Origin of the sequence: Streptomyces sp. SID14515 (genome assembly GCF_010548505.1) — a bacterium.
Lineage (GTDB): Bacteria > Actinomycetota > Actinomycetes > Streptomycetales > Streptomycetaceae > Streptomyces > Streptomyces caviscabies.
This window is the reverse complement of sequence record NZ_JAAGMH010000016.1, coordinates 24277-43517: the sequence shown is the minus strand read 5'-3', so window position 1 is coordinate 43517 and position 19241 is coordinate 24277. Positions and strand designations below refer to the sequence as shown.

The following is a 19241-nucleotide window of genomic DNA, read 5'->3' as shown; positions in this document are numbered from 1 at the left end:
GCCTGTACGCTGCGATCATGCAGCCGTCCGTCCCCTCGTCCCCGTCGGATTCCGCGCGGCCGGGTCCGGTCGTGGACCCCGCCCGGCGCGGGCTCCTGACGGAGCGCATCGCCCGTGAGCTGGAGCACGACATTCGTTCCGGCACGATCGCCGTCGGGACGAAGCTCCCCTCCGAGCGGGAGCTCGCCGCCCAGTTCGGCGCCAGCCGGAACGTCGTGCGCGAGGTGTTGCGGCGGCTGGAGGCCCAGCATCTGATCGAAGTCGCCCCGGGGCGCGGCTCCTTCGTCCGCGAGCAGTCCTCCGGGCAGGCCCGGGGGTACGACGCGCTGTACCGGGCGGGCCGGCCCACCGTCCGGCAGCTCATCGAGGCGCGGATCCCGCTGGAGGTCGAGATGGTCCGGCTGGCGACCGAGCGGGCCACGGACGAGGACATCGCGGCGATGCGGGCCGCCCGGGACGCCCTGGAGTCGGCGACCGACGTCGTCGTAAAAGCCCAGGCGGACATGGACTTCCACGACGCCATCGCCGTGGCCAGCAAGAACCCGGTGCTGAGGATCATGCTGTCCTCGATCGGCGGGATGATGTTCGAGATGATGCTCCGCTCGAACTCGGATCCCTCGATCGGCGAACCCGGTGTGCCGCACCATCCGGAGATCTTCGAGGCGGTCGAGGCGCGGGACGTGGACCTCGCCTGCGCGCGGATGCGGGAGCACTTGATGCTGGGGCTGCGGACGTACGGGGCCGATCTCGACGTCCAGGTCGACACGATGGCGCGCAATCACATCGAGACGCTGCTCGACCAGGCCGAGGGCCGCCGGACGCCTCCGGGACGCTAGCCGGTCCAGCCGCCTTCGGCAGCGCAACCGTCCGGCTATCCGTCCGGCCTTCCGTCCAGCCACCGGAATCTTCGCTTCAGGGTCTGGTCGTAGAGGTTTCCCTGCTGTTACGGTCACGTCCGAATCAACTGGTCCTACCAGTTGGACCAGGTAGGACCAAAGTCCCGCACGCACGTAGGAACGCACACGCACCGCAGAGAAACGAGGACGAGGATGTCCACGAGCAGCCAGCTCCTGAGCCGGCGCGCCTTCGGCAGGCTGGCCGCAGGGGTCGCGGCGGGCGCCGGAGCGGGCGCGTTGAGCGCCTGTTCGGGTGGGGGCGGCACGCCCTCGGCCGACGCACCGTTGCGGATCATGGCGATCAACCACGTCTGGTCCCAGGCGGTCAAGCGCCGCACCGCGGAGTTCGAGGAGCGGATCGGGCGGCGGGTCTCCATGACGCTGCTCACCGCCGACCAGCTCGCCAGCAGCTACAACGTCAAGCTCAACGCGTCGGGCACCGATGTGGACGTGATGATGGTCCGCGCGCTCCAGGAGCAGTTGCTCTTCGGGCACAACGGCTGGCTGGCCGACCTCGGCGACCTGGTCGCCGACGACGCCCGGTTCGCCTGGGACGATTTCCAGGAAGCGCCGCGCGAGGCCTCGATCACGGCCGGGAAGGTGCTGAGCGTCCCGGTGGTGACCGAGCGCCCCGCGCTCTACTACCGCAAGGACCTGGTGGAGGACCTGGGCGGGCCGCCGCGCACCCTGGAGGCTCTGATGGCGGGCGCGCGGGAGCTGACCCGGCGGAAGGACGGGTTCTACGGGTACGTCGGCCGGGGCCAGCGCAGCGGCGCGGTGTCCCAGTGGTCGAGCTTCCTCTACTCGTACGGCGGTGACTTCGTCGTGGACGGGAAGTCCGAGATCGGCAGCGCCGAGGCCGTCGCCGCGTACGAGTACTACGGCCGGCTGCTGGCCGGTTCCGGGCCGCCCGGGGCGACCAACATGAGCCTCGAACAGGCGATGCCGATCTTCGCGCAGGGCAAGGCCGCCTTCTTCGTCGACGCCGACGCGATCTACAGCAGCTTCCTCGACCCGAAGGTGTCGCGGGTACGCGAGACCGTCGGCTTCGCGCCCTTCCCCGCCGGGCCGGCCGGGGCCAGGCCGCACAACATCCCGTCCTGGAGTCTCGGCATCAACACCTTCTCCCGACTGCGCGACGACGCCTGGGAGTTCATCCGGTGGGCGGCCGGTCCCGAGATGTCGGCCGCGCTCCAGTCGGAGGGCATACCCGGCGCCCGCTCCTCGGTGTGGTCCGACCCGAAGACGCTGGCCGCCTTCCCGCCGGAGCTGGCCGAGGCCATGCGGCTGAACGCGGACCGCGGTGTCGGCTACGACCGGCCCCGGGTCCTCCAGGTCGGCCGGGCCCGGGACATCGTCGGCCGGCCGCTGGTCGCGGGCATCCTCGGCGAATCCGTCCGGCCGGTCGTACGCGACGCGGACGCGGAGTTCGCCGATTTCCTCGTACGCGACAACCGCCACAAGGAGTCCTGATGCCCGCCACCGAGGCCACCGAGGCCACCGGGACCGCGGAAGCCGCCCGGGGCTCCGCCGTCCGAACGTCACGCCCGGCGCCGCCGGAGGCCGGGCGGCGGCAGCGGACCTTCGAGCAGGCCAACCGACGGCTCAAGTGGGCGATGCTCGCCCCGGCCGTGCTCTTCGTCGGCCTGATGATCGTCTTCCCGCTGGTCTTCACGCTGAATCTCAGCCTCACCGACGCCTTCGGGGCGGTCAACGCCGACAGCGCCCACGTCGGTCTGCGCAACTTCACCGACGCGCTGGGCGACACCCGCCGGTTCTGGCCCGCCGCCCGCCGCACCCTGGTCTTCACCGTGGGCGCGGTGGTGCTGGAGACGGTGCTCGGGCTCGCGCTGGCGATGCTGATGCGCAAGCCGTTCCGGGGGATGCGCTGGGTGCGTACCGTGCTCATCGTTCCGCTGCTCGCCACGCCGGTCGCCATCGGCATCCTGTGGCTGCTGATCCTCGACCCCACCAACGGCATCGCCAACCACCTGCTCGAAGCGGTCGGCGTACCGCGGCAGGAGTTCCTCGGCTCGGTCGGGCAGTCGCTGCCGACGCTGATGCTCATCGATGTCTGGCAGTGGACGCCGATGATGACGCTGCTGCTGCTCGCCGGGCTCACCACGCTTCCCGAGGAGCCCGAGGAAGCCGCCCTGGTCGACGGGGCGAACGCCTGGCAGCGCTTCCGGTACGTCGTCCTGCCGATGCTCGGGCCGACGCTCGCCACCGCGCTGGTGCTGCGCGCCGTCGACGCGCTGAAGACCTTCGACATCCTCTACGCCACCAAGGGCGCGGGCGGCGGCTCGGACTTCGAGGTGGAGACCCTCAACGTCTACGCCTACGGGCTCACCTTCGACTACCAGGAGTACGGCCTGGCCGCCGCCGTCCTGGTCCTGTTCACGCTGTTCATCATCGGTGTCGTGGTGCTGCTGCGCCGCCGGGGCGGAAGGAAGAACGCATGAGTGCCACCCTCTCCCCCGCCCGGCCCAGGCCCCGGCGGCCGTACGGCTCGTGGCTGCGCGGCATCGCCATCACGGTCGTGACGCTCGTCTTCGCCCTGCCGCTCGTGTGGATGTTCGCCGCGGCCTTCAAGACCAATGTGCAGGTCACGGACCCTTCGGTCGGGCTGTGGTTCACCCCCACGCTGGACAACTTCCGCGCCGTCGTCGAGGCCGGCCAGATCGTGCGCTCGATGGGCAACTCCCTGCTGGTCGGGGTGGTTTCGACGGTGCTCTCCGCCGTGATCGCCGTCCCGGCGGCGTGGGCGGTGGGGCGGTTCTCCATGCACCGCACCGGCTCCGTGATCCTCGTGGCGCGCATCGTCCCGGCGATCTCGCTGCTGGTTCCCTGGTACTACCTGTTCGCGCAGATGGGCCTGGTCGGCTCCTACACGGTGCTGGTCCTCAGCCATATGTTCGTCTCGGTCCCGCTGATCATGTGGATCATGATCAGCTTCTTCGCCGGTCTGCCGGTCGAGCTGGAGGAGGCCGCGCGCACCGACGGGCTGAGCGCCTTCGGCGCGTTCTGGCGGATCTCTCTGCCGCTCGCGGCCCCGGGCACCGCGACCGCCTCGCTGCTGGCCTTCGTCTTCAGCTGGAACAACTTCATGTTCGCGCTGGTCTTCTCCGACGACCGGACCCAGACCGTGCCGGTCACCCTGTTCAACTTCATCTCCTACGCGAGCACCGACTGGGGCGGTCTGATGGCCGCCGCATCCCTCATCACCGTGCCCGTCGTCCTCGCCGCCGTCCTCGGCCAGAAGTACCTGGTGGCCGGGCTGACGTCCGGCGCCACCAAGGGCTGAGCACCGCTCCCCCGACCTCCGAACCCCACCTGCGGAAAGAGCGCACACGCATGAAGATCGTCGACGCGAAGGTCGTCGTCACCAGCCCCGGCCGCAACTTCGTCACCCTGAAGCTGACGACCGACGAAGGGCTCACCGGCCTCGGCGACGCGACCCTGAACGGGCGGGAGCTGGCCGTCGTCAGCTATCTCACCGACCATGTCGCCCCGCTGCTGACCGGCCTCGACCCGCATCGCATCGAGGACACCTGGCAGTCGCTGTACCGGGGCGCGTACTGGCGGCGCGGTCCGGTGACGATGGCCGCCATCGCCGCCGTGGACGTCGCGCTGTGGGACATCAAGGCGAAGGCCGCCGGGCTGCCGCTGTACCAATTGCTGGGCGGCGCGAGCCGGGAGCGGATCGGTACGTACGGTCATGCCAACGGCCGGGACATACCCGAGCTGCTCGACTCCGTACGGGCCCGGCTCGCCGAGGGCTATCCCGCCGTCCGCATCCAGTCCGGCATCCCCGGACTCAAAGCGGTGTACGGGGTGTCGGCCACCGACGACACCGGGGCGCCGGTCCTGCACCAGCAGGCCCGCCCGCTGGTGGAGGACTGGGACACCGCGGCGTATCTGCGCCACACGCCGGCCGTCTTCGAGGCCGTACGCGCGGAGTTCGGCGCCGAACTGCCGCTGCTCCACGACGCCCACCACCGGCTCACCCCGATCCAGGCCGCCCGGCTCGGCAAGGACCTGGAGCCCTACCGGCCGTTCTGGCTGGAGGACTGCACCCCGGCCGAGAACCAGGAGGCGCTGCGCCTGGTCCGCCGGTCCACCACCACGCCGCTGGCGGTCGGCGAGGTGTTCAACACGGTGTACGACTACCAGGCCCTGATCACCGAGCAGTTGATCGACTACGTGCGCTCGGCGGTGACCCACTTCGGCGGCGTCACCCCGCTGCGCAAGCTCTTCGACTTCGCCGCGCAGTACCAGATCAAGAGCGCCGTCCACGGCCCCGAGGACATCTCCCCGGTCGGGATGGCCGCCGCCGTCCACCTGGACCTGGCCGTGCACAACTTCGGCATCCAGGAGTACTCCGGCCACACCCCGCTCACCGAAGCGGTGTTCCGGCACGCCTACACCTTCACGGACGGGTATCTGCACCCGGGCGAGGCCCCCGGCATCGGGGTAGAGCTCGACGAGGAGCTGGCCGCCGCCCACCCGTACGCGCCCGCGTATCTGCCGGTCAACCGCCTCCACGACGGGACCGTGCACGACTGGTGAGCTCCCTTCGCTCATGAGTTCCGCGGGGTCCGGCGTGCGCCGGGCCCCGCACCCACATGGGCCGAAAGAAGTCTTGCGCGATCCCTTGACCCGTGCGGAACGGAGGTTCACAGTACTCACTAATGCGCATTAGTAATACGCATTAGTGATCCGGAGGAACACCGTGGAAGAACCCAGGAAGCGGTCCAGGCCGGGCCGGGCGCCCGCTCCCGCAGGCCGTACGTCCCGGCCGCGTCAGGCCGAGGTCGCCCGGCTCGCCGGGGTCTCGCAGGCCACCGTCTCGCTGGTGCTGGGGGCGCGGAAGCAGGGCGCCACGATCTCCGAGGAGACCCGGCGGAAGGTGCTCGACGCGGTGCGGGCCCTGGGCTATGTGCCGGATCCGGCCGCCAGCCGGCTCGCCGCCGCGCGGAACAATCTGCTCGGGGTCTTCAGCTTCACGTCCACCTTCCCCACCGACGTACAGCACTCCTACTACCCCTTCCTCGTCGGCGTCGAGCAGGAGGCCGCCGCCCGCGGCTACGACCTGGTGCTCTTCACCGGCTCCAGCACCGGCGGCGCGGGGGCCGCCGGACCGAACGCCCTCAACCGGGTGCGGCTCGCCGACGGCTGTCTCTTCCTCGGCCGCCACGCCCCGGCCGACGAGCTGCTGCGGCTGGTCGCCGACGGCTTCCCCGTGGTGCATCTCGGCCGCCGGGACGAGCTGGAGGGGCTGGCGTGGGTCGGCGCGGACTACATCAGCGCCGCCCAGGAGGTCGTCGCGCACCTCGCCGCCCTCGGGCACCGGCGCATCGTGCTCGTACGGGAGGACGACGAGGCGCCCGCCTCCACCGACCGTGAGCACGGCTTCCTCAAGGGCCTGGAGGAGGCGGGGCTGCCCGGCGGTCCCGCCGCCGTCTTCCGCTCCGCCGACCCCGAGCGCGACCTGACCGCCGAGCGGCTGCGCGGCTGGCTGGACGAGGGCGTGACCGCGTTCGTCGCGGAGGAGACCGACACCGGCGACGCCTGGCGCGCCCTGCACGGCGCCGCGCACTTCGTCGGCATCGACTGTCCGCGCGACGCCTCGCTCGCCCTGCTCGGCAGCCCCCCGCCGGATCTGGCGGACGGCCCCGTCCCCACCGGCTTCGACGTCCCCCGGCCCCAACTGGGCGCGGCCGCCGTGCGGATGCTCGCCGCGCTGGTGGCCGGGGAGGAGGCGACGGAGCCCCTGGTGGCCTGCACCTTCCGGCCCGGCTCGACGGCAGGACCGGCCCCCGTACACCTCCGACCCTCGTAGACCCGGCCCCGGGAGAGGGCCGCCCGACGCTCCGACGCACCACGTACACCCAGCACTTCAAGGAGAACCGTGACATCCGAACCCGACATCCTCATCGTGGGCGCCGGACTCGGCGGCGTGGCCGCCGCTCTCGCCGCCTGCCGGGCGGGGCGCACCGTCGTCCTCACCGAGGAGACGGACTGGATCGGTGGCCAGCTCACCTCGCAGGCGGTTCCGCCGGACGAGCACCCGTGGGTCGAGGAGTTCGGCGCCACCGCCTCGTACCGCACCCTGCGCGACGCGATCCGGGACTACTACCGCCAGTGGTACCCGATGCGTTCGGAGGCGCTGGCGCTGCGCAACCTCAACCCTGGCGCCGGGCGCGTCAGCAAGCTGTGCCACGAGCCGCGCGTCGCCCTCGCCGTCATGGAAGCCATGATCGCGCCGTACCGCTCTTCGGGTCTGCTGACCCTGCTCACCGAGCACCGGCCGGTGGCCGCCGAGGCGGGCGACGACGACACCGTGCGGTCCGTGACGCTGGCCGATCTGCGCGGTGTCAACCGCCGTACGATCAGCGCCCGTTACGTCATCGACGCCACCGAGACCGGCGAACTCCTCGAACTCGCCGGTGTGGAGCATGTGATCGGCGCCGAGGCGCGGAGCGAGTTCGACGAGCCGCACGCGCCCGAGGAGGCGCAGCCCCTCAACCAGCAGGGCATCACGGTGTGTTTCGCGCTCTCGCACCACGAGGGCGAGGACCACACCATCGAGCGCCCGGCCGACTACGACTTCTGGCGCACCTATCAGCCGGACTTCTGGCCGGGTCCGCTGCTCGGCTTCCTGGCCCCCGATCCGCGCAGCCTGGAGGCCGTCCCGCGCACCTTCGTACCCAATCCGGAGCTGGATCCGCTGGACGTCAGCGCCGACCAGTCCGCCGACGCGGGCGACAAGGAACTGTTCGGCTTCCGCCGGATCCTGGCCCGCAAGCTGCACCGGCCCGGCGCGTTCGACTCGGACATCACTCTGGTCAACTGGCCTTTGAACGACTACTGGTTGAAGCCGCTGATCGGCGGCGGCGAGGAGACCTCGACGGCCGCGCTGGCCGAGGCCCGCCAGTTGTCGCTGTCGGTCCTGTACTGGCTCCAGACCGAGGCCCCCCGGGCGGACGGCGGCACGGGATTCCCGGGTCTGCGGCTGCGCCCGGACGTCACGGGCACGGCGGACGGTCTGGCGAAAGCGCCGTACGTCCGGGAGTCGCGGCGGATCAAGGCCGTCACCACGGTCACCGAGCACGACGTCTCGATCGACATCGTCGGCCCCTACGGCGGCACCCGCTACCGGGACTCGGTCGGCGTCGGCAACTACCGCATCGACCTGCATCCTTCGACCGGCGGCGACAACTACATCGACATCGGTTCGGTGCCGTTCGAGATCCCGCTCGGCGCGCTCGTCCCGCGCCGCGTCCGCAATCTGCTGCCGGCCGGCAAGAACATCGGCACGACGCACATCACCAACGGCTGCTACCGGCTCCACCCGGTGGAATGGAACATCGGCGAGGTCGCCGGCGCGCTGGCCGCGCACTGTGTCGCCGAGAGCGTCGAACCGCATCAGGTCCAGGCCGAGGACAAGCGGTTCGAGGTGTTCGCCCGGCTGCTGGAGCGCGACGGCGTGCGGCGCCACTGGCCGGACGTACGCGGCTACTGACCCCGTCCGCGCCCGACGTACGGCGCGGAGGACGACCAACGCATCACCCGCTTCACCGCACGGCCCCCAGGGTGCGCGCGGAGCGCCGGGCGGGCGCAGCTCCACCTGTACCCGCCCGGCCCCAGGCCCCGGACCTCTCGCGAGATGCCCGGACCTGCCGCCCTCGCCCTGCCACCCGCACAAGGAGGTGCCCAGCCATGAACACCCACCGCATACGCGTCGGCATCGACGTGGGCGGAACCTTCACCGACGCCGTGGCCGTAGACGCCACGACCCTGAGCCTGCTGGGGCAGGTGAAGGTCCCCACCAGCCACCATCACGAGGACGGTGTCGCCCACGGCATCGTCGAAGCTCTCGACCGTCTGCTGGAGCAGACCGGCCACACGCCCGAGGACGTGACGTTCCTCGCCCACGGCACCACACAGGCTACCAACGCCCTGCTGGAGGGCGACGTCGCCACCGTCGGCCTGATCGGCATCGGCGCAGGCCCGAGCGCCGTACTGACCCGTCGGCTGGCCGCGTTCCGCAAGCTGGAGCTGACGCCCGGCAAGCGACTGCCGCTCGCCTACGGGCATGTGGCCGACCCGGACGACGCACCCGCCGTCCGTGCCGCGCTCGACGCGGTCGTGCGGGAGGGCGCCCAAGTCGTCGTCGCCAGCCAGCCGTTCAGCGTCGACCGGCCCGAGGGCGAGGACGCGGTCGTGGCCGCCGCCGGGGAGCGGGGGCTGCCGACGACCGCCGCGCACGACATCACCTCGCTGTACGGGCTCCACAAGCGGACCCGTACGGCCGTGGTGAACGCCGCGATCCTGCCGCGCATGCTCGCCACCGCCGATCTGGTCGACGCGTCCATCACCAAGGCGGGCGTGAGCGCGCCGCTGATGGTGATGCGCTGCGACGGCGGGGTGATGTCGCTGGACGAGATGCGTCGCAGACCGCTGCTGACGGTGCTGTCCGGTCCGGCGGCCGGCGTCGCCGGCGCGCTGATGCAGGAGCGCATCAGCGAGGGCCTGTTCCTGGAGACCGGCGGCACGTCCACGGACATCAGCGTCGTGCGGCGCGGCAAGGTCGCCGTCCGGCACGCCACCATGCTCGGCCGGACGTCGTACCTCTCGGCGCTGGACGTGCGGACCGTCGGGGTCGGCGGCGGCTCGATGGTCCGGGTCGACGGCGGCAAGGTCGTCGGCGTCGGGCCGCGCAGCGCGCATATCGCGGGGCTGCCGTACGCCTGTTTCGCGAGCCTGGAGGATCTTGCGGGCGCGAAGCTCACCACGGTCCGGCCGATGGCGGACGACCCGGCCGACTACGCGGTGCTGGACGCCGCCGGGGGCCGTTTCGCGATCACCATGACGTGTGCGGCGAACGCGCTGGGCCGGGTGCCGGAGGGGGACTTCGCCCGGTGCGATCCGGCCGTGGCGAAGGCCGCGATCGCCCCGCTGGCTGCCGCGCTCGGCACCGATGTCGCCACGGCCGCGGCGAAGCTTCTGGACGCGGGAACCGATCAGGTGAGGTCGGTGGTCGAGGCGATGATGCGCGACTACCGGCTGGACAAGGACACCGCGCTGCTCGTCGGCGGGGGCGGCGGCGCCGCCTCCGTCACCCCGCATCTGGCGTCCGTCACCGGCCAGGAGGGCCGGATCGCGCAGCACAACGAGGTGATCAGCCCGATCGGCGTGGCGCTGGCCCTCATCCGGGAGCAGGTCGAGCGGATCATCCCGGGGGCGGGCCAGGAGCAGATCCTCGCCGTGCGCGCGGAGGCCGAGGCCGCCGTCATCGCCCAGGGGGCCGCCGCCGACGGGGTGGAGGTGGAGGTCACCGTCGACCCGCAGACCAGCACCGTACGGGCCGTGGCGACCGGTGCGACCGAGCTGCGCACCCAGGACCGCGCCCACCGGGCCGACGAGGCGGACCGGCTGCACGCCGCCGCGATGAGCCTGCGGGCCGATCCGGCCTCGGTGCGGGTGCTCGCGGGCACGCCGGCCCACACCGTGTACGGCACCGAGGTGCGCCGGAGGTTCCGGGCGGACCGGCACCCGGTGCGGGTCGTGGACGCGGACGGCGTCGTACGGCTGCACGCGCCGGACGCCCGGGTGGAGACGACCACCGTGGGCCGGGCGCCCGAGGTCCTCGCGGGGCTGGTGAAAGAGGCCACGTCGTACGGGGACGGCGGGGTGCGCGCCCCGGCGCTGCGGCTCCTGCTCGGCTCCCGGATCGCCGATCTGTCCGGGGTGATCGACCCGGATCCGCTGCTGGCGCTGGCCCGGAGCGAGCTGCGCGCCCGGGCCGCCGATGAACCGGTCGTCGCGGTCGTGGAGGTGCGCTCATGACGGCCGCCCTGCTCGACCGGGCCGCGCGCACCGCCATCTCGGCGCTGGCGGCGAGCGAGGACGTCGAGTTCGGCGTACGGCTGCTCGCGAACACCCCGACGCACGAGGGGCGCGACCCGGAGCTGCTGCGCCACTGGGCCCGTACCGCCGACGCGTTCGGCGCGGCGCTGCCGCCGGTGGCCTCCACGGCCCGGGTCATGGAGAGCGACGGCGGGCTGGCGCGAGGGCTGCTGGCCCGCTACACCTCACGGCCGGCGCCCACCGTCGAGCTGTTCACCGACACCCTGGCGCTCGCCGAGGAGCTGATCGACCTGCTCGGCTGGCGGCACTGGTATCCGGCCGGTTCGGTCCGGGCGGCGGCCATCGCGCACGAGGCGGTGCACGAGCGGCTCCACCACGGCCCGGCGAAGAAGTCGCTGAAGCGCGCCCTGGACCATGTGGTGCTGCGCGCCGGACGGCACACCCTGTACGGCCATGTCGCGGGCGCCGACGAGATCGCCGCCCACGCCCACGCCCGCACGGTCTGCGGTCTGGGCCGCAGTCCGCTCCTGCTGACGGCCGCCCTGGCCACCGCGGCCGAGCCGCAGCACGGGTCCGCGACCCGATCCCCGCACCCGCACGGAAGAGAGAAGTAGCGCCATGGGCATCGTCATCCTTCTTGTCATGGCGGCCGGTGTCGCCGCGATGCTCACCCGCAAGCTGCCCACCGCCTTCGCGCTCGTCATCCTCGCCGTCGTCATCGCGTTCGTCGCGGGCGCTCCGCTGACCGGCGAGAACAGCGTGCTGGACACGGTCGTCCAGGAGGGCGCGCCGGCCCTCGCCGCCACGATGATCGCGATCCTCCTCGGCTCCTGGCTGGGCAGGCTCCTCGACGAGACCGGCATCGCGGGCACCCTGGTGCGCAAGATCGTCGAGTTCGGCGGGGACCGGCCGGTGGTGGTCGCCCTCGGCGTCCTGGCCGTCTCCACGCTGGTCGGCACGGTCACCGGCTCGGCTCCGGCGGCGATGCTCGCCGGGATCATCGGCATCCCCGCCATGATCGCCGTCGGCATTCCGAAGGTCACCGCCGCCGGGACGATCCTGATGGGCATCGCCGCCGGTATGCCGTTCGAGCTGCCGATCTGGCAGTTCTTCTCCACCGCGCTGGAGCTGCCGGTCGAGACGGTGCGCGGCTTCATGTTCAAGCTGTTCCCGTTCGCGCTGGCCGCCGCCGTCCTCTTCGTGCTCATCGAGACGCGGCGGCGCGGTGTCGAGCACGCCTGGTCGCTCAAGTCGGCTTCCGCCAAGCCCGTTTCGCGCCGCAAGCAGCTGGGCGACGCCCCTTGGTACGCCCTCCTCACCCCGGTCGTGCCGCTGGTGCTCGCCCTGGGCTTCGAGGTCGCGATCCTGCCCTCCATGCTGGCGGGCGTCCTGTTCGCGCTGATCACGACGACCCGGCCGCGTGAGATGAACAAGCGGCTGCTGCGGACGCTGTACGGCTCGTTCGAGGTCGCGGCCGCTCCGATCGTCCTGTTCGTCGCCATCGGCATCCTGCTCGCCGCGGTGAAGCTGCCCGGTGCGGTGGAGTCGCTGGAGCCGCTGGTCAAGGCCGTCAGTCCGCAGAACCCGGTGCTGTTCGTGCTGGTCTTCACGCTGCTCGTGCCGCTCTGCCTGTACCGGGGGCCGCTGAACGTCTTCGGTCTCGGCGCGGGCATCGCCGGGGTCCTCATCGCCGCCGGCATCTACCCGGCCGTCGCGGTGCTGGGGCTGGCCACCTCGTACAACCAGGTCTTCGGGGTGTCGGACCCCACCAGCACGCAGACCGTGTGGAGCGCGCAGTACGCGGGGGTGACGCCGCAGCAGGTGATGCTGCGGACCCTGCCGTACGTCTGGGCCGTGGCGCTCGGCGGGTTCTGCGTCACCGCCGCCAGCTATCTGTGATCGCTCAACTCTTCGGGACGGAGAACGACATGACACAGCACGAGGACACCACCCCTTCCGTATCGGGGGCGTTCCGACCGAGCCGCCGGATCTTTCTGCGCGGCGCGGTGGCGGGCACGGCGGCGACCGCCGGGCTGATCGCCACCGGGGCCTCGGCGGGGCGCGCCGTCGCGGCCCCCGGCGGATTTCCGGACTACCGCCATCTGAAGCCGCTGCTGACGCCTTCGCAGCTGAAGTACAACCCGACCGGCGAGATCATCTTCCCGTGCATCCGGGGTGTCTACGACAAGCTGGCGAACCCGCTGGGCCGCTACTACCTCTACTACGCCCCGCACGACGCGCCCGGCGGCATCTGCCTGGCGTACGGCGACTCGCTGGAGGGCCCGTTCACCGAGTACCCGGCGAACCCGCTGGTCTCCAACGACTGGCAGCCGCACTACAAGGTCAGCCATGTCTCCTCGCCGCACGTCCTGTGGAACGAGGACGCCAAGGAGCTGTGGCTCTACTTCCACGGCGAGAACCACACCACCCGGCTCGCGCGTTCCAAGGACGGCATCACCTTCACGTACGACCGGACCGTGCTGACCAAAGACATGCTGCCGGCGGGCACCAACGAGACGTCCTACGCACGGGTGTTCCGGCACGATCTGCCCGCGCGCGGTGCTCGGTACGTGATGCTCTTCATGGTCAACAATCAGTCCAACCACCGTGACATCAGCTGGGGTTGGTCGAAGGACGGCCGGGACTGGACCTTCGCCCAGCAGCCGCTGGTGCGCCATTCGGACGTCGGCGTGAACAACCTCAGCGGCCCGCATCTGCTGACCCGGGGCGGCAGCACGTACGTCGTCTACCACACCGGCAAGGAGAACGGCGGGAACATCCTGATCACGGAGGTCGGCAACGACTTCTCCCGCCGCAACCACCTCGGGGTCTTCTACGACTCCGGCAGCGCGGCCCCGGAGAACGGCCGCGCCGCCTCGCCGAGCTTCGGGACGGACCGGGGTGTGCCGTATCTGGTGTACGAGGCGGGCGACCGGCTCGGGGGCTCGATCGCCGTCGCACGGGGCTGACGGGCCCGGCCGGGAGTGCGCCGGACGACCACCGGCGCACCCCCGGCCGCCCTCCTCCGCCGCCGCTTCCCCTTCACCGAAGCCTTTCCTGCCCAGGAGTCGCCCAGTGACGTACGGAACGTTCCCCTCCCGCCGCACCCTGCTGACCGCCGCCGGCGCCGCCGGCCTGGCCGCCGCCCTGCCCACGCCCTCCGCCCTGGCCGCCACCGCCCCGCCGAAGCTCACCGCCCTGCCGCCGGCCTCCCCCGACCGGCGCGCCTTCGCCGCCGACGAACAGCTCTACGCGCCCTATCTGGTGAGCCTGGCCGCCATGGTCGGCGACATCAGGAACGGCTCGCCGAACGCCGGTTTCATGGGCGGCGGTTGGTGGCGCAAGCCCTCGGAGCCGTACAACGCTCGGGTGCAGGAGCACGTCTACACACTCACCTGGTTCCTCACCAACTCCCGCCCCTGGAACCCGTACCGGGGAAACGCCGAACTGCTCGCGGGCCTGGACGCGGCGCTCGGCCACTGTCTCGGGCTGCAGCACGCGGACGGCTCCTGGCCGGAGTACAGCCCGGACGAGCACTCGCTCGCCGCCACCGGATTCGCGCTCGGCTATCTCAGCAAGACCCATGTACTGCTCAAGAACGCGCGGTTGCTGCCCGCGCGGCGCACCCAGATCGCCCGCGCGACGCACGCGGCGATGACCTGGCTGCTGAACCCGGCCAACGGGCGGGTGTGGCAGACCCCGATCTCCTTCGCCAACCAGGTCGCCGCCGGGCTCGCGGGTTCGGCCCTGGCGCTGCGGACCAATCCCGACGCGGCTCTGCGCACCCGGCTCGACGGCGCCTTCGCCCGGATCGCCCGGCACGGGCAGGGACCGGCCGGCTTCTTCTACGAGAAGGGCGGCACCGACATGAACTACAACTTCGAGGTGATGCTGCCCGAACTGGCCGACGCCTGGCGCCAGTCGAACAACGGCCACCTGGTGACGATGGCCCGGAAGTACACCGGATGGCTGGGCTACAACCTGCTGCGGGAGCCGGACGGTTCGGGCTGGTTCAGCAATGTCGCGCCCTCCACCCGGACCAGCGCGCTCGCCTACGACGACACCCGCCCGGATCCGGAACGCACCGCGCTCAACGCCCAGTTCGTGCCAGAGGTGCCGACGCTCGGGGCGTTCACCTCCACCCGCGAGGACCTGTCGGCCGCCCGCGCCGCCTGGGCCGCCGACGCCACTCCGGTGGCGGGCCTGACCAAACAGGACACCTCGCCGCGGATCCTCGCCCACGCGCTCTACGGGGAGCGGTACCCGACCCGGCAGGCCAAGGCCGACGCGGTGCGGGCCCTGCCGTACCTCGCCTCGAAGAACTTCACCGAGCGCCGGACCGACCGGGGCCAGGACTTCCTCTACATCCGGCGGCCCGACGTCTATCTGGGCGCGTACCTCGGCGACCGGGCGACCACCATGGCGCGCACCGGCTTGTCGTTCCTGTGGCACCCGGTGGCCGGCACGGTGATCCAGACCCTCAACGACAACGACCACGGGGTGTGGGCCACGGTGCTGCCCGGCCAGGTCCCGGACTCCGACGGGCCGCAGGCCGGACAGTTCCTCGGCGGCAGCCCGTACGCCTTCCGCTTCGCCACCCCCAGCGGCTCGGTCGTCACCGATGTGCGGGTGAGCGACGGGCTGGTGCGGCGCTCGGTACGGGCCGTCTCGTCCGCGACCGAGACGGTGCCGCTGATCCTGAAGGCCTCCGACCGGGTGGTGTTCGGCAATGGCACCACGGTGCCGTGGGGCGGCTCGGCCTCGGCCACCGCCACGGGCCTGGATCTGCACCGGGGCCCGGGTGTCGTACGGATCCGGTGGGGCGCGGCGCGGCCCGCCTCGGTCGCCGCCGCCTCCATCAGGTATCTGCGCGACGGCAGCCGCAGGATGCACATCCTCAAGATCCCGCACACCGGCTCGATCGAGGTGAGCATCGCACTCGACTACTGACGGATCTGTCGGTTCGCGCTCCGCGGCCGTGCCCCGCCGTCCGATGCCGGGGCGCGGTCCGCGGAGCCTCAGGAAGGCTCCGCCCGATGTCGTACGACCCCCGTCTGGACCCGGAGATGGCCGCGGCGCTGGCCGCCGGTCCGCTGCCGCCCACCGTCCTCGCCGGTCTCGGCCGCGAGGAGCTGGCCGCACTGCGCGCCGCCCGCGCAAAGGCCGTGTTCCCGCCGCCCGCCGAGGGCGTCCGGGTGACCGACCACCGCCTGCCGGGCCCCGGCACCGTACGGCTGCGCGTCCACCGGCCCCGCGAGTCCGCCGCCGGGCCGCTGCCCTGCCTGGTGTGGATGCACGGCGGAGGCATGGTGCTCGGTACGCCCGAGATGGACGACGCCCGGCTCTCGGCGTACGTCCTGGAGGTGGGCTGCGTCGTGGTCTCCGTGGACTACCGCCTCGCGCCCGAGCACCCCTACCCGACGCCCGTCGAGGACTGCTACCGCGCGCTGCGGTGGACGGCCGAGCAGGCGGCCACGCTCGGCGTCGACCCGGAGCGCCTGGCGGTCGGCGGGATCAGCGCGGGCGGCGGGCTGGCCGCCGCCACGGCGCTGCTGGCCCGGGATCGCGGCGGGCCGTGCCTCGCCTTCCAGTTGCTGCTGTGCCCGATGCTGGACGACCGCAACACCACGGCGTCCAGCCGGGAGTTCACCGATCCCGTCACCTGGCCGCGCGCCAACAACCTGTACGGCTGGGCCGCGTTGCTCGGCCCGCTGGCCGGCGGCGACGAGGTGCCCGCCTACGCGGCGCCGGCCCGCGCCACCGATCTGTCGGGGCTCCCGCCCGCGTACGTGGACGTCGGCGAGCTGGAGGTGTTCCGGGACGAGTGCGCGCAGTACGCGCTCCGGCTGATCGCCGCCGGGGTGTCGACCGAATTCCATCTGTGGCCCGGGGCGTTCCACGGATTCGACGGCGTGCTGCCCCACCTCACCCTGCCGCGCAGGGCCGCCACCGAGCAGATCGCGGTGTTGCGGAGGGCTCTCGGGAACCCCGGACAGGGGGCCTGAGTACACCCCCGATCCGGGGTCCGGACGGCCTGCCCCCGTGCGGGCCCCCTGGCAGGGTCGTCGGCGGAAGAACGAACCGCACGGCCGGGGCGCCATCCGCAGCCCGGCCGCAGCCACGTCCAGGGGGACCCATGTACCGCAAGCGCCTCACCGCCGCCCTCGTGTGCACGACCACGCTCGCCGTGGCGTTCGCCCCGGCGGCCTCCGCCCACCGGCCCGACCCCGTGCAGCGGCAGCTGGACCTGCTCGTCGAGCGGGACGGAGTGCCGGGCGCCCTCGCGTTCGACGGCAGGCACACCCGTACCGCCGGGGTCGCGGACCTGGAGTCCGGCCGTGCGATGGTCGGCTCCGAGGGCAGGTTCCGGCTGGCCAGCAACACCAAGGCGTTCACCGCGGCGGCCGTGATGCGGCTGGTCGTGGACGGGCGGATCCGGCTGGACGACCGGGCCGGCGACCATGTGCCGCAGCTGGCCGGACACGCCGTCACCGTACGGCAGTTGCTCAAGCAGACCAGCGGGCTGCCGGAGTACACGCCGCTGGTCGACTGGAGCCGGCCCGGCACCTCCGAGGAGTATCTGGCACTCTCCCTGGCGGAGCCGCCGGTCTTCGGGCCGGGCGACGACTGGGGCTACTCCAACACCAACTACCTGGCGCTCGGCATGGTGATCGACCAGGTGACGGGGGTCGGTTTCCGTACGTACATCGAGCGCGAGATCCTCCGTCCGCTACGGCTGACCGACACCTACTGGCCGGCGCCGGGCGAGCTGGCGCTGCGCGGGCCGCACGCCCGCAACTACGGTGTCCACCCGGCCGATCCGGAGGCGGGTCGGGTGGATGTGACCGAGCTTCCCGGTTACGAGTTCGGCGCGTCCGGTGGGCTCGTCTCCACGCCCGGCGATCTCAACGCCTTCTGGGACGGGCTGTTCGGCGGCCGGCTCCTGCCCGGGTGGGCGGTTCGCCTGATGACCCGGGACACCAGCGACATCGGCGGCCGTGACGTCTACCCCGCCGGGAGCCGGTACGGCTACGGCGTCGCCTCCGTCCCGCTCAGCTGCGGCGGCGTCTACTGGGGGCACGGCGGTGACCTGCCGGGCGGATCGGTGGGCGGCGGCCGGGCCTCGGGCGGCCGCGCCACCGTGACCGTGTACACCACCACCTGGACGGCCGAGGGCGCGGGCCTGCGTCATCTCCAGGGTGCGGTGGACGCGGCCCTGTGCGCCCGGGGCCGCTGAACCCCGGGCGTACCGTCGGCCGGTACGGCGGGCCCTACCACCTCACGGCGAGCCGCCGCGGGCTGCGGGAGGTGGTGCCGGTCCGCCAGGCGACCGCGTCCATGGGTTCCGCCAGGCGCAGGGCCGGGAAGCGGGCGGCCAGACGATGCAGGGCGAGCTGGAGCTCGGTGCGGGCCAGCCAGGCGCCGAGGCAGTAGTGGGGTCCGGCGCCGAAGGAGAGCGTGGGGGCCTCCAGCGGGGCGAACAGGTCGTACAGGGTGGCGGGCGGGAAGACCTCGGGGTCGCGGTTGGCCATGCCGCAGTCGGCGAGCACGATCGTGCCGGCCGGGATCGTCACCCCGCCGACCTCGACGTCCGTGGCGGCGTGCCGGGCGCTGCCCCGGTCGTCGCCCAGGGGTACGAGGTGGACGAGGCGGTCGGCGACGCGTCCGGCGGCCTCCTCGTCGGCGCCCAGGCGGGGCCAGGCCGTACGCCGTTCGCCCAGGAGGTAGAGCAGCGCGTTGCCGAGCATGGTCATCGTGCTGTCGTGGCCGCCGACGACCAGACCGCACACCAGGCTGACCAACTGGGCCTCGGGCACACCCCCTTCCTCGTCGGCCGCCGCGACCACGCCGCTGATCAGGTCCTCGCCGGGGGCCTGGCGTCGCTCCGCGAGGAGGTCCGCGCCGAACGCGCTGAACTCCGCCAGGACGGCGGCCACTTGTTCGCCCTCGTGGGTGCCGTCGGAGAAGGCGTGCTCGCTCCAGTGCCGCATCCGGTCCCACGCGGACTCCTCCAGGCCCATCAGCCGGCTGATCACCGCCACCGGCAGCGGGAGGGTGAACTCCGCCACCACGTCGGCCGGTTGCGGCCGCGACTCCAGCCGGTCGAGGAGCTCGTCGACGATCGCGGCGATCCAGGGCCGCCAGCGGGCGACGGCCCTCGGGGTGAACGCGCGCCGCAGGGTGCGGCGCAGCCGCAGATGGCCGGGGCCGTCCTGGTTGAACATCAGGTCGGGGTCGTTCACGAGGTCGGGTACGTCGGAGAGGGCCGGAGCGTCGGCGGCGTACAGCCGCGCCCGGCCGAAGCGCGGGTCGGAGAGCACCTGGCGGACGTCCTCGTACCGGCTGACCAGCCAGGCGGGGGCCCCGCCCGGCAGCTCGGCCGGGCGGGGCGGCCCGGGTTTCTCGAAGTGCAGGCGGTGCATCGGCACCGGCGCGGGATGCGTGGGCTCGGTGGCGGTCAACGTGCCTCCT

Annotated in this window: 15 protein-coding genes; 14 read left to right on the top strand and 1 reads right to left on the bottom strand. The window is 72.4% G+C overall.

From position 1 onward, the window contains the following. The first annotated feature begins 17 nt into the window (after positions 1–17). From G3I54_RS02300 to G3I54_RS02235, 14 genes are all read left to right on the top strand, one after another. Positions 18–836, top strand: coding sequence for a FadR/GntR family transcriptional regulator (locus G3I54_RS02300; RefSeq protein ID WP_164610533.1), 819 nt, complete (start codon positions 18–20; stop codon positions 834–836). 213 nt (positions 837–1049) lie between these two features. Then, positions 1050–2369: a sugar ABC transporter substrate-binding protein gene (locus G3I54_RS02295; RefSeq protein WP_164610531.1), complete on the top strand. Its 1320-nt coding sequence runs from the start codon at positions 1050–1052 to the stop codon at positions 2367–2369. Beyond that, on the top strand, positions 2369–3358 hold the full coding sequence (locus G3I54_RS02290; protein ID WP_164610528.1) for a sugar ABC transporter permease: 990 nt from the start codon (positions 2369–2371) through the stop codon (positions 3356–3358). The genes G3I54_RS02295 and G3I54_RS02290 overlap by 1 nt, the downstream gene beginning before the upstream one ends. After that, positions 3355–4200 (top strand): carbohydrate ABC transporter permease, encoded by an 846-nt coding sequence (locus tag G3I54_RS02285; protein WP_164610526.1) that lies wholly within the window; start codon positions 3355–3357, stop codon positions 4198–4200. Before G3I54_RS02290 ends, G3I54_RS02285 begins: the two co-directional genes overlap by 4 nt. A 50-nt stretch (positions 4201–4250) precedes the next feature. Further along, positions 4251–5465: a D-mannonate dehydratase ManD gene (gene manD, locus G3I54_RS02280; protein WP_164610524.1), complete on the top strand. Its 1215-nt coding sequence runs from the start codon at positions 4251–4253 to the stop codon at positions 5463–5465. Positions 5466–5628: 163 nt separating this feature from the next. Then, positions 5629–6738 carry a LacI family DNA-binding transcriptional regulator gene (locus tag G3I54_RS02275; protein WP_164610522.1) on the top strand — a complete coding sequence of 370 codons (1110 nt, stop codon included), beginning with the start codon at positions 5629–5631 and terminating at the stop codon, positions 6736–6738. Between the two features lie 69 nt (positions 6739–6807). Then, on the top strand, positions 6808–8421 hold the full coding sequence (locus G3I54_RS02270; protein WP_164610520.1) for an FAD-dependent oxidoreductase: 1614 nt from the start codon (positions 6808–6810) through the stop codon (positions 8419–8421). A 197-nt stretch (positions 8422–8618) separates the two neighbouring features. Continuing rightward, a complete protein-coding gene (locus G3I54_RS02265) occupies positions 8619–10748 on the top strand; it encodes a hydantoinase/oxoprolinase family protein (RefSeq protein ID WP_164610518.1) in 2130 nt (709 codons plus the stop codon). Further along, complete coding sequence (locus tag G3I54_RS02260) at positions 10745–11383, top strand: hypothetical protein (RefSeq protein ID WP_164610516.1); 639 nt, start codon at positions 10745–10747, stop codon at positions 11381–11383. The genes G3I54_RS02265 and G3I54_RS02260 overlap by 4 nt, the downstream gene beginning before the upstream one ends. Before the next feature lie 4 nt (positions 11384–11387). Next, positions 11388–12668 (top strand): TRAP transporter large permease subunit, encoded by a 1281-nt coding sequence (locus G3I54_RS02255; RefSeq protein WP_164610515.1) that lies wholly within the window; start codon positions 11388–11390, stop codon positions 12666–12668. A gap of 29 nt (positions 12669–12697) precedes the next feature. Next, positions 12698–13738, top strand: a complete 1041-nt coding sequence (locus G3I54_RS02250; RefSeq protein ID WP_164610513.1) for a hypothetical protein — start codon at positions 12698–12700, stop codon at positions 13736–13738. Between the two features lie 106 nt (positions 13739–13844). After that, entirely contained in the window at positions 13845–15719 is a 1875-nt protein-coding gene (locus tag G3I54_RS02245) for a hypothetical protein (protein WP_164610511.1), read from the top strand. A gap of 86 nt (positions 15720–15805) precedes the next feature. Further along, positions 15806–16774 (top strand): alpha/beta hydrolase, encoded by a 969-nt coding sequence (locus G3I54_RS02240; RefSeq protein WP_164610509.1) that lies wholly within the window; start codon positions 15806–15808, stop codon positions 16772–16774. A 131-nt stretch (positions 16775–16905) separates the two neighbouring features. Then, a complete protein-coding gene (locus G3I54_RS02235) occupies positions 16906–18006 on the top strand; it encodes a serine hydrolase domain-containing protein (RefSeq protein WP_164610507.1) in 1101 nt (366 codons plus the stop codon). 34 nt (positions 18007–18040) lie between these two features. Here G3I54_RS02235 and G3I54_RS02230 read toward each other — a convergent pair whose 3' ends face one another. After that, positions 18041–19231 (bottom strand): cytochrome P450, encoded by a 1191-nt coding sequence (locus G3I54_RS02230; RefSeq protein ID WP_164610505.1) that lies wholly within the window; start codon positions 19229–19231, stop codon positions 18041–18043. Positions 19232–19241: the final 10 nt, after the last annotated feature.